Genomic DNA, 11,087 nt, shown 5'->3' with positions numbered 1-11,087 from the left:
GTATGAGGAGAATCCGATTGCGACGGGGGAAGAGTAAGAGCGGGAAGACCGCGTGGGACGCGGAGTATGGGGCTGTGACAGGTTACGAGAGAATGACCTGTTGCGGCCCTCTTTGGGCTTTTCTGTCAACAGCTTGCAAACAAGAACTCACTGAAAATGGTTGCAGGAACCCCGGAGCCAGCCACAGTTGGATGGTCGGGGCAGGTGGTTGTTGAATGGTATCATGCGCCTTGTTGCCAAACGTCCACCGGGAGGTCAAACACCTTAGAATTTCCTTTGTTCGTCTACCAGTGAACAGACAAAATATGCTATAATTGGACAAGCACGTAGAACGGTTTGCAAGGGCGGTCGGCTACCTCTCGCGAAGGGAGGGATGCCCGTGACAGTGTACGAAGCACTAATGATCATGCTGACATTCGGTTTGCTGATCGTTGCGCTGCTGTCCACAACACGAAAATAGACCGCCCCGTAGCAAGGAATGCGGTCTATTTCCCTATCCGTTTTCCTGAAGCCGACCGCCTTTGAAGCGGCTACTGTGCCAGGAGGAGTCGTGTTAGCCGCACGGCTCCTTCTATAGTTTTATTATACTTGCACACGTATATACGCGCAACCGTCCTTATTTCTTTGTATGAAAGAACCAAACGAACAGTTACAGAAACCCTCGGAGCCAGGTGGCCGTTTAAAGTGAGGGGCAGGGTTATAGCCCCTCGCCCTCCGGATGCTACCCTGCTTCACTTGGCCTTTTGTTAACGTTCCGTTCGGCTTGACCCAGCCACAGGTGGATGATTTGCCCCGGCTCAAACCGGATTGCCGCTCAAGCCCCGTTCTCCAAGGGCTTCCTGCTCCACAAGTCCTCCCAAGCGTAGCCAAGGGAGGTCATTGCACATGAGCGTTGGCATATCCTCGGAGGCATTCCCGCCGCGCTACTCCGAACCCCCATTTTTTTGTTTCGGAACTTTCCGAGCATGGGAGTTCGTGGGGGAGTAAGAAGCTATCAAATAGATTAACAAGTACCATAAGAGAATCATCGTCTCGTGGTTAGCCAAGAAATCCACATACTTATCGGTATCGGCATCGCGGTATCGGCATCGATAAACGGCGACAGAACCGTTAACGCCATCCCGATCCCCACGATATAAGCCGTTGCATTGATTAGCGCGGACACCCCGCCTATTTTCGCCAAATTGTTCATGAATGAACCGGCTCCCCCGTTTCTCACTTGTATCTCGACTGATTGCAAGGCAAGTGTAACGATACCGGGAGCACGGCGGGTAACTACTAAAGTAGGGTTATAGCGATATCAATCCCAATTCGCGGGCGCGGGCGACGGCTTCCGTGCGTCGTCTTGCTTGAAATTTGGCGAAAATATGCTGAATATGCCCTTTGACGCTGCTTAAAGCGAGGAAAAGCCGATCGCTAAGCGTATCAACAGCAGCCTGCAAACGACGAATCTGTCGGTGTTCTCCAGAAATCTCGCGAATCGCGTGCCTTGCCGCGCATACGCAAGAGCGTTGTCCAGATCGTTCGTGTCCAAGCCAATGCGAGCAAGCCCCATGTAGGCTTCGCACACGGATCGGATGAGGGGATTCGCCTGCGAGTTGCAGATACGGGTTTTAAGGCTGTGACAGATTGCCGGAAGGCGGGGCTGTTGCGGTCCCCTTTTGGCTTTTTTCTAAGATAACGGTTGCTGTATTAAATCACTTGTTTGTGCAATAACGCATATGTTAAAATCGCAATAGAAAGACCGAGTGCGCGAACACTCGGCCTATACAATTGGCTTGGAGGGGAATGCCCTTCAAGTTAATGAGTGACAAGAACCCACCTTTGGCGCTAACCTTGGGGTGGGTCTTTGCTTTCTCTTGTAGTTAATCGCGATGTATGTTAATAGATCACCTTACCGTTTATCCTCTATGGCCTTATACGGTTCAATATGTTAGAAATCGGGGAGAGAGAAAATGCATAAGAATAGTGCGATCGTTTTTTGTCTGATCCTTTCGCTTTTAGCAAATGCGGTTTTGTTGAAAATGTATTTTGACCGTAAGTCCAATCAAGCTGCACTGGAAAAGGGAATTCTCTTGAATGAATATGTTGAAAGGGGAAAGGATTTAGGATACTTCAGGGCATTTGTCAAAGAACTGGCAGCGAAAGAGGGGGAGCATCTCCCTATTACTGAAGAACAATCCGGTCTATATTGGATATTGGCCGTGCCTCGGGAACCGATTATTATGAATTTTGCATATGGGGTGCAATCAGACTATGAGCTTTACGATGATTATTTAGAAATCATTCAACAGTTTGACAGAGAGTACAAGGAAATGGTTGATCAATTCAGATACAAATTACCGTTAATGAATAAAGAACAATTAGCGGACCTGGGTCAACATTTAGATGAAACTTATGATTTGTTTTTTGATAAAGCATTACGAGACTGGAGAATTAGCAGATCGGGCAAAAAGCTGGACATTCGATTTCAGCCGCCCAAAGAAATACTGGATCAGGGGATGCAGAAGCTGACTTCGATTCGCGAAGAACTCGAAGCTCTTGAGTAGATTTCCGGGGGATTCAACTATCGGATAGGCTGGTTGGTGAATGGTAGCGGACTAAAGAGGGAGAGGTGGCAAACGATTTCGCCACCTCTTTTCCTTTATTTATACTGCTCTTTAACCTCAACCAAAACGCCAAGAGCATTGGATGTGTCGAAGTATTCATACGCCTCATAGCCTTTTTCTTGTTTAAATAGTGATTCAAAGCCTGCATTCTTCATCGTTTCTTCGTCATTTTCCAAAGGTCCGTCCGACAACAAACAGATGGAGCAGATCGACGTACCATGTTCCTTTAACCAAGCTGCCCAGGGGTCATTATTTCCGAGGGGCTGGATAATTTCAAACCAGAAGTTATCGCTGAACACGCTCTCTACCTTCATTGGGGTATCCGTGATGTCGGCACCTTTATATTTCGTATAAGGCGTTCTTACCTCTTTATGCTCTGCATGAAGCCCTGCAGGCTCTTTACCTGTGCCCAGCAAAGTTTTATAGGCGGATACTGTTTTTTCAAGATTGTCTGTTACGACAATAACTTTAACGATTTTCGTAGATGATAATGTCATTTCTATCTCCCTTTATACGATCAATTTTTCTTTATTCGACTATCGATTGGTGAAACCGCCGTCGGCAATAATTTCAGCACCTGTCACATAAGAAGATTCGTCGGACGCTAAGAACAAGGCAATCGCCGCAATCTCGCTAGGCTTTCCGATATGCCCGATGGGGAGCTGAGAAACGATCTGGCTTCGTCGTTCTTCATCGCCGTGTATGAAATTCGTAAACGCCTTTGTCTCCGTTGGACCGGGACTTATCGCATTTGCTCTAATCCCCTTCACTGCAAGCTCTCCTGTGAACGAACGTGCCATAGACCTGACCGCTGCTTTCGCCGCATTATAGACAATGGCGTTTTTCCCGCCTTGAAAACCTGCGATGGACGATATGAGGACAATGGAAGATTTATTGGACATATAAGGAAGCACCTTCTGCACCGTGAAAAAAGCCGAAAAAACATTCAGGTTCATGGTCAAATGAAATTGCTCGGGCGTGACTTCCGGAATCGGGCTTTGCGGTCCGTTACCGACAATCGGTAGAACGGCCTTCAATTTGCGACCTGTTTTTTTAACGGATTCCGCTATTTTTTCTAGATCATTCACGTTGGTGGCATCAACCTCGAGAATGTCAACGACCTGACTGTTTCCCTCGTATACTTTCTTTGCGTTTTCGAGATTGTGATCAGACACAATTAAATCGGCGCCTTCGCTTATGAAACGTTCTGCGATCGCTCTGCCGATTCCATTCGCCGCACCCGTGACGACGACCAACTCTTTATCCAATAATTTTCTCATACAAAATCCTCTCCATCATATTTGAAATCAAGCTGTCTTCTCATTTCATCCATCATCTTCATCACGGATAATGTGTCTTCCCAAGGCATAACCGAGGATTCAACCTTGCCTTTCAAAAGACACCTTTGCACCTCGGCAACTTCGAAATGCATGCCGAATAGTCCGTCGCGGCCAGCTGCGTAATGTTCATGCGTTTTTGATAGATACTCCAATTTCGAACCATCATTATAGTAAACAGTGAAGTCCGACGGCCTGTAAAATTGCCTTTGAATTTCGATTCTCCCTTTGGTTCCGCAGATTGCGGCGGTGACGGGAGATGACGCGAGCGAGCCAAAAGCCAGCAACGCAAGTGCGCCTTTGCCATTGCCGTATTCGAGAATGGCAGCATCGTTGGAGTCTACGCCGGTTGGCGTCGCGGAGCCGGCAGCGATGATTCTCGTTGGGTTCCCGAGCAGAAACTGCACGAAGGAAATCGGATATACGCCCAAGTCCAGCAGAGCTCCGCCTGCAAGCTCGGGTGCATACAAGCGATGTTTGGGATCGAAAGGAAAGCAAACCCCATGGTCGGCGATGATCTGAACGATGTCCCCGATTTCGCCCCGATCAATCAACTCTTTGACCTTGATGATATGCGGCAGAAATCGTGTCCAATACGCCTCCATAACGAATAGATTTTTCTCTTTCGCCAAATCTATAATTTCCTTCGCCTGCTTGTAATTTTGCGTAAATGCTTTCTCGACCAGAATAGGCTTATTGTGCTGCAAGCATTTCATCGCCCACTCATGGTGCTGCGCATGCGGCGTTGCGATATAAATGACATCAATGTCAGGGTCCGCCATAAGCTCCTCGTAAGATCCGTACGCCTTTTGAATGGACGGAAACTCACGTTGAAAGGCTTGCGCCTTTTCCAAGTCACGGGAACCGACGGCAGCGATGTTTCCGCCGGCTTTGATCACCTGCGCGGAAAAACAGCTTGCAATCCATCCCGCACCAAGGATCCCCCATCTATGCGTATTAGGCATCTTTTCATCCAGCTGAACAGGAAAAGACCTAACCGGCAAAAATTCTTTTTTTACGTTTTCCATAGGTTACAAAAACCCTTCCTGTAAAAAAGTTTCCTTAAACACGATTTATGCCGCAGTAATCAAGCATCTCTTTCGCCGAGCGACCAATTTTCAGCACTGTTTTCAACAACGCAAACCAAAATATCATCGCGCCTGATTCCGATGTCGACGAGTCGCTTTGTCAGTTCTTTATAGGTTTGTTTCTTTTGCTCAAGCGAAAACATCTGAACCATTGTGATTCGAATGATGATCAGATCTTGTCTATCGCGATTGTCATAAGTCGGCGAGAAAATAATTTCCCCTTCGTCATGCGGTCTAAACACCTGGAATAGATCGGTCGTATCCATACCCAGACCCGCGACCAACGAATGATGAATGGCATTTGATATTTCTTTTCCTTTATCCGCAAACACCGACCTCATTAAGTCAACTTGAATCAACGGCATCATGATCCCCTGCTTTTCGCTAGTAATCTGCTCTGGTTTCGATTATTTCAAGGCACCGGCACTCATGCCTTTTTCAAAACTCTTCTGCATGAACAAATAAACAATGATAACGGGAATAGCGGTGAGCACGGCTGCCGCCAGAATCTTCGTCTGATCGTTCGTAAACTCGCCTTGGAAGTATTGCGGAAGCAGCGTTACCGTCTGCATATCCGGGCTTTGCAGGAACAATAGCGGCAGGAGATAGGTGTTCCATGAGTTGATGAGCGTCAAAACAATAATCGATGCCGCAATTGGCCTTGTAAGCGGAAGGATCACGTACCAGAAAGTCGAAAAAACGCTCGCACCGTCAATTCTTGCTGCCTCCATTAACTGGCTGGGAATGCCGCTGTTGAAATTTCTGGCAAGCAGAATGGTAAAGGGCAGCTGCAATGCTGCCGTAGGTAAAATGACCGCCCAAAAGGTGTTAAACATATGCAGCTTTTGAAACGTTACGAACAAGGGGGATAACAAAATGACTTCAGGTAAAGTTAACGCAACAAGAATCAACCAGAAGAACACTTCTTTACCGAATACGCGTAATTTCGCAAACCCGAAGCCGGCCGTCATACTGAATAGATAAACCAGCAAAATGACGCCTGTCGATATGATGAGCGAGTTTCTAAAGTAGATGGGAACGACGCCCGTGTCCCAAACCGCTTTATAATTTAAAAATCCCGTTCCGCCGATAGAGCCAAGAAACATTTGAACAAGCGGAATCGCATAAGGGATCGTTAGTAGAAGCAGCACGATTTGCAATATGATTTTGCTTTTTAAACTTCTCGTTTCGAACATCTTATTTCTCGCCTCCTTTATTGGCTCTATTTACAAGTATTGCACCGCAAATGGCGAGTATAAGGAGCATGACCGATATGGCAGCCGCATAACCAAGATGAGACTGCTTTATTCCCTGTTTGAAAATATACGTCCCTAAAAATTCCGTTGCGTGATTCGGCCCGCCGGTCGTAATCAGATAAGGAACGTCGAATGTTTTCAAAGAACCGATGATCCCAAGCATGGCAAGGGAAATCGTCGTGCTTTTGCAGTTTGGCAATACGATGCTCAACAAAGTTCTGAACTTGCTTGCTCCATCCAAGTGCGACGCTTCAAGCATTTCTTTATCGATCTGGCTCATCGCCGCATAATATAGGATGAAGCTCATTCCCGTGAACTGCCAAATCGTAACGATCATGAGAATGAAAAGCGCCGAATCCGGTCTTGCCAGCCAATCGACGGTGATGCCCAAATGAAGCGTGTCGAATAGATCCTGCAGCATTCCCTGAGGCGAGAATAGCAATCTGAATACCGGCGCCATAGTCGCGGGGGCTAAGATCGTCGGTATAAAAATCAAGCACTTGTGCAAGGTCGCCAGCTTTACTTCCGAATGCAAAATGGCGGCAAATATAAAGCCCAAAAAGTTTTGAATCAAAAAGGTAACCAGGAAAAAAACAACCGTGTTTTTGATCGCTTTCCAGAAAATCCAGTCGGAAAGCGCCTTATCATAGTTGCTCATCCCTACAGTGGTCTGAATGGGATCAAGCCCATTCCAATCTAATGTAGACAATTTGAACGTATAAAATATCGAATAATAGATAAGCCCCGCAACAAAAATAAACGCTGGAAGAATCCACGGAAGTCCGTTCATCGTCGTGGATCTCGATATATTATTCTTCTCCATGTTTACAGGTCTCCTAAACTCTAAAGGATAGGGGCGCTAGCATGACTAGGCCCCTATCAGAATATGATCCCCTACTCGCTATCCGCTTGTGTCTTTGCAAGCTGGGCAGCGCCATTGGAAGGAGTGATCGTTCCTCCTGCCACGCCGGCCAATACATCCGTCAACGCTTGGTTCATATCCGCGTTTATTCCTCCAAAACGAGGGTTATCGCCGCTGTTCATTGCGTTCTCCAGATATTTTTTGACGGGTTCGTTTTGTTTTTCGGGATTTACGAGTTTTACGTTGTCCCAATTCGGAGTTGCCGATTTGAGAGAAGGAACGACGTTTAAGGAATCCGCAATAATCTGTTGACCGCTCTGAGAGGTCCCAAGCCACACGGCAAACGTAGTTGCGGCTTTAATATTGCTCGATGTGGCCGACACTGCAGTCGAATAGTCCAGATCGCCGAACATGGATCCCGTATTTCCTGTTCCTGCAATGTCAGGGAATTGAATTGGAATCATGGTGAACGGCTCTTCTTTGGAAGCTGCGGACTCAATAGCAGACTTCATCGTGTCTGGCAAAGTGTTGGATGTATACCAAGAGCCCATCATAACCATAGCAGCCTTCTGAGACATGAATAAGTTGTTGGCCTCTGGATATTGTTGAAGTCCAAGAGCGCCTTTTTGCATAATGCCGTCATCGAACAACGTTTTCCATAGCTCTAGCGCTTTGACGATCGATTCATCGGTCCATTGAACTTCGCCTCTTGTTGCCTTCGTAAAATTACCAGGAATTACATTGTCAGCGATTGCATGGAAAGTATCGATGTTAAACGCGCCTTGACCTGCTCCTTGCACAAAACCATAGAGGCCGTTCTTCTCGAAAATCTCGCAAGCTTCTTTCCACTCGGCAAGATTAGTAGGGATTTTCACGTTATATTTATCGAATAGATCCTGGTTAATCCAAATGTTTCCGGAATATACGGTTCCGACGCCTAATGCCTTCAACTTGCCGTTGACCGTCATTGTGGTGATGGATGCCTCGTTGAGCTTGTCTTTATAGTCTTCGCCTAAGGCCTTTTTTACAGCGTCAGTCAAGTCAATGGCTTGCCCTCCGAAAATTTGAATGCCGCCATTACCCGAGCCCGCCGAAACCTCGAAAGCGTCGACGCCCTTGCCATTGGCCAATGCCGGTTTGAGAGCCGCGTCATAAGCGTCGATCGAGGTTTGTTTCCACGTCACTTTGATGTCCGGATATTCTTTGTTAAATTCCGCAATGTATTGTTCATTCGTTGGGGAACCCGGCGTCCACCCCCACCACACGACTTCGCCTTTCGTTTCAGATGAAGTGTCTTTTGTCTCTTTACTGCCGCCGCATCCTGTTAGTACAGATGTCATTCCTAGCATTAGAGCAACTAAGCCAACCATGACCGCTTTTGTTTTTTTCATTCTATTTCACCCTTTCCACTTTATAGTTGTTGCTATTAATGAACGCTTAGAGCGCCATTAGCGACTTTATGTGCGCGACACTATTCAAATATTGTTCATCCGTATGAAGATGCTCTATGATAAACGGCATATTCGCATCAAAGGATAATCCTTGCTCGATGAGGTGCTTGGTATTTATCCCCCCGTTCTCGGCACTGGTTTCCCTAAAGAACAGCGTATACTCGTCCTCCATCTTGACGCCCTTCAGATGGCAGCTCTTGATATGCTTGCCTAGTTTCTCGAAGCATTCGCATACAAATTCCTCATTGAAGAAATATCTTCTCGGTGTCGTTATCCAGTTGAAAATGTCCATATGAACCGCGAATCTATCTCTGTCCACAGACTCAAGCAGCTGCAGATATTCGTCCGGTCCGGTCGGGAACATCCATGGCATGGACTCGATTGTAAAAAAAGTATTCTTAGGGTTTACTTCATCGATGATCTCCTGAATCGTCTTTACAGCCAGTTCCCATGTTTCCTTCGTGAAATTATCTTTATAAGCACCGTCCCAGCGAGGGCCTCTGGCGCCAATAATATTCACACAACAGCGGGAGCCGATCCGATCAGCAAGTTCAAGCTGCCCGACGGCGTACTTAATCGCCTCTGTACGTGCATCTTCATTTAAATCCAATGTATTGCGCCAAACTCCAACCTCTGCGATGATCAGATCGTTTTTGTTGGCTTCCTTAACATACTCGTCGATAAGTGCGTCATCATTCTCGTAAGAGAGCGGGAAATTTACGGCGCCAAGTCCTAAGGCTTTATGTTTCACAGCCCATTCCGTTGGACTACTGTGGTTTAATGGCGAAGATGTCCCAAGTCTCATCTTACTTTTTGTAACTCTCGAGGATTTCAATCACACATTTCAGATCCGGGGCATCAAAATAATTGTATTCACCGCTGCCATCGCCATAAACGCCTCTTTGAACGAGCTTTAAACCAGCGGCTTCGGCACTTGCAGTTGCAGACTTTGAATCCTTAACTTGGAATGCAATGTGATGAATGCCCTCGCCCTTCTCCTCAAGAAAGTTTCTCCATGTGGAAGGTTCTTCGTTAGGCTGAATCAGTTCAAGCTGCATTCCCGGACCGACATCGAAGAAAGCCATCCAACAATAGGCATTGGGAGCGGGTTCGCCGTTGAACTCTGTTCCTGTCACCGCGTAATCGCCAATAGGCTGCGTCGCGGGAACGGCAACACCTAAAAACTCGGCCCACTTTTTCTTTGTTTCCTCTACATCCTTAACGATTAATCCAACCTGCACCACCAAATTCGTTCCCAGTACTCCAGACATTTGAAGTCTCCTTTCAAGACTAAAATCCAATATGTTTTTTCTTGTCTATAAATTATCAATTTTACATGTAACTCGCTCTTTGAAAATTGTGTATTACCTGCGCATATTTTGTTAGAATTTTCTCCCACTGAAAAGACTGTAACCCGTAAAAACGTTGATACGAGAGCATTCCATCCGACATGTATGCGTTTTCATTATTTTGACCTCTCAATTGTTGCTCTTTTACATCGTAAATGATAGCCTAGCCTTATCGAAAGCTTCATCAATATAACCAGGCAGGGGGGGCGAATATGCATTTGAATAATTATTTCGAGAAGTTGAATTTCAATAATGGGAAGAAAATTAATGTATCCAAAAAGATCGATATCCATTTTTCCGGCAAGATGCATTGGCATCCTTTTATCGAGATCCTTGTCAGCCTTTACGATAATAATGAAGTAACGATTAATTACACCAAACATGTTCTTAAAACGAATGACCTGGTCATTATCTACCCTGGTGACTTGCACTGTTTTGATCATATAGATGAAAACGCTTTTATAATTGTCCAATTCCCTCTTGATTTACTGATGATCATGAGTGATTTTAATACAAACATATCAATCTTTTACCAGTACCATTGCATTAAATATGACCCCTCAAATGTTGATGCCGATAGAATGATCATACTAATCAAACAATTGCCCGACCTCTATGATTCCGACGCTCTTTTTAACGAAGTGCGTATTTATTCGCTTCTTCTGGAGTTTTTTGTCATGCTCGGACGCTACTGCGTCAATGCGAAGAAAGAAGGCTTCTCAGGTGATGCAAGATCGGATTATAAGGCTACCAAGTTAATGGCGGAGGCTTGCCTTTACATCTCGCAAAACTGCACAAGCCCCCTTACACTCGACGATGTTTCTCATCACATAGGGGTTAGCAAATACTATTTCTCGCGTATGTTCAATAAATTTACGAATATGACGTTTATAGATTTCCTGACTACCGAACGAATCAAGAGGACGGAATCTTTGATTTTGAATCCAAACGCTCGTATAACTGATATTGCATTTGACTCGGGATTTTCAAGCGTTTCTTCGTTTAACCGTTGTTTTAAAAAAATAAAAGGGATTTCCCCTAGCGAATTCAGGGAAACGATGATTGATAACGCATTTCAGAGCCATCCATAAGTTAGCCCCAAGGGAAGGGGCATTATCCTTCTATTTGGAGAAAC

12 protein-coding genes are annotated in these 11,087 nt (G+C 45.8%); 3 read left to right on the top strand and 9 right to left on the bottom strand.

Going from position 1 to position 11,087, the window contains the following annotated elements; translation table 11 throughout:
• Nucleotides 1-373 precede the first annotated feature (373 nt).
• Together ACFFT4_RS18605 and ACFFT4_RS18600 are read left to right on the top strand one after the other, a co-directional pair.
• Nucleotides 374-460 carry a putative holin-like toxin gene (locus ACFFT4_RS18605; protein WP_378050191.1) on the top strand — a complete coding sequence of 29 codons (87 nt, stop codon included), beginning with the start codon at nt 374-376 and terminating at the stop codon, nt 458-460.
• Between the two features lie 1,495 nt (nt 461-1,955).
• Nucleotides 1,956-2,549, top strand: a complete 594-nt coding sequence (locus ACFFT4_RS18600; RefSeq protein WP_378050184.1) for a hypothetical protein — start codon at nt 1,956-1,958, stop codon at nt 2,547-2,549.
• 95 nt (nt 2,550-2,644) lie between these two features.
• Here the strand turns inward: ACFFT4_RS18600 and ACFFT4_RS18595 are convergent, their stop codons facing one another.
• The 9 genes from ACFFT4_RS18595 to ACFFT4_RS18555 all read right to left on the bottom strand — a co-directional run bounded on the left by ACFFT4_RS18595 (nt 2,645) and on the right by ACFFT4_RS18555 (nt 9,874).
• Nucleotides 2,645-3,106: a VOC family protein gene (locus ACFFT4_RS18595; RefSeq protein ID WP_378050182.1), complete on the bottom strand. Its 462-nt coding sequence runs from the start codon at nt 3,104-3,106 to the stop codon at nt 2,645-2,647.
• Between the two features lie 39 nt (nt 3,107-3,145).
• The gene (locus ACFFT4_RS18590; RefSeq protein ID WP_378050180.1) at nt 3,146-3,889 is read right to left on the bottom strand and encodes an SDR family NAD(P)-dependent oxidoreductase; all 744 of its coding nucleotides are present in this window, start codon (nt 3,887-3,889) and stop codon (nt 3,146-3,148) included.
• Nucleotides 3,886-4,974 (bottom strand): Gfo/Idh/MocA family protein, encoded by a 1,089-nt coding sequence (locus ACFFT4_RS18585; RefSeq protein WP_378050178.1) that lies wholly within the window; start codon nt 4,972-4,974, stop codon nt 3,886-3,888. The genes ACFFT4_RS18590 and ACFFT4_RS18585 overlap by 4 nt, the downstream gene beginning before the upstream one ends.
• Before the next feature lie 59 nt (nt 4,975-5,033).
• Nucleotides 5,034-5,402, bottom strand: a complete 369-nt coding sequence (locus ACFFT4_RS18580; protein ID WP_378050176.1) for a tautomerase family protein — start codon at nt 5,400-5,402, stop codon at nt 5,034-5,036.
• 39 nt (nt 5,403-5,441) lie between these two features.
• Nucleotides 5,442-6,230, bottom strand: a complete 789-nt coding sequence (locus ACFFT4_RS18575; protein ID WP_378050173.1) for a carbohydrate ABC transporter permease — start codon at nt 6,228-6,230, stop codon at nt 5,442-5,444.
• A 1-nt stretch (nt 6,231) separates the two neighbouring features.
• On the bottom strand, nt 6,232-7,113 hold the full coding sequence (locus ACFFT4_RS18570) for a carbohydrate ABC transporter permease (RefSeq protein WP_378050171.1): 882 nt from the start codon (nt 7,111-7,113) through the stop codon (nt 6,232-6,234).
• A 71-nt stretch (nt 7,114-7,184) separates the two neighbouring features.
• Nucleotides 7,185-8,543, bottom strand: coding sequence for an ABC transporter substrate-binding protein (locus tag ACFFT4_RS18565; protein ID WP_378050168.1), 1,359 nt, complete (start codon nt 8,541-8,543; stop codon nt 7,185-7,187).
• A 46-nt stretch (nt 8,544-8,589) separates the two neighbouring features.
• The gene (locus tag ACFFT4_RS18560) at nt 8,590-9,354 is read right to left on the bottom strand and encodes a sugar phosphate isomerase/epimerase family protein (protein WP_378050166.1); all 765 of its coding nucleotides are present in this window, start codon (nt 9,352-9,354) and stop codon (nt 8,590-8,592) included.
• 55 nt (nt 9,355-9,409) lie between these two features.
• Nucleotides 9,410-9,874, bottom strand: coding sequence for a VOC family protein (locus ACFFT4_RS18555; RefSeq protein ID WP_378050164.1), 465 nt, complete (start codon nt 9,872-9,874; stop codon nt 9,410-9,412).
• Between the two features lie 290 nt (nt 9,875-10,164).
• Between ACFFT4_RS18555 and ACFFT4_RS18550 the strand changes: the two genes are divergently transcribed.
• The gene (locus ACFFT4_RS18550) at nt 10,165-11,043 is read left to right on the top strand and encodes a helix-turn-helix domain-containing protein (protein WP_378050162.1); all 879 of its coding nucleotides are present in this window, start codon (nt 10,165-10,167) and stop codon (nt 11,041-11,043) included.
• Nucleotides 11,044-11,087 lie beyond the last annotated feature (44 nt).

The sequence above is a fragment of the Cohnella cellulosilytica genome (assembly GCF_042431195.1).
Classification (GTDB): domain Bacteria; phylum Bacillota; class Bacilli; order Paenibacillales; family Paenibacillaceae; genus Cohnella; species Cohnella cellulosilytica.
This window is presented reverse-complemented; position numbering and strand designations above follow the sequence as displayed.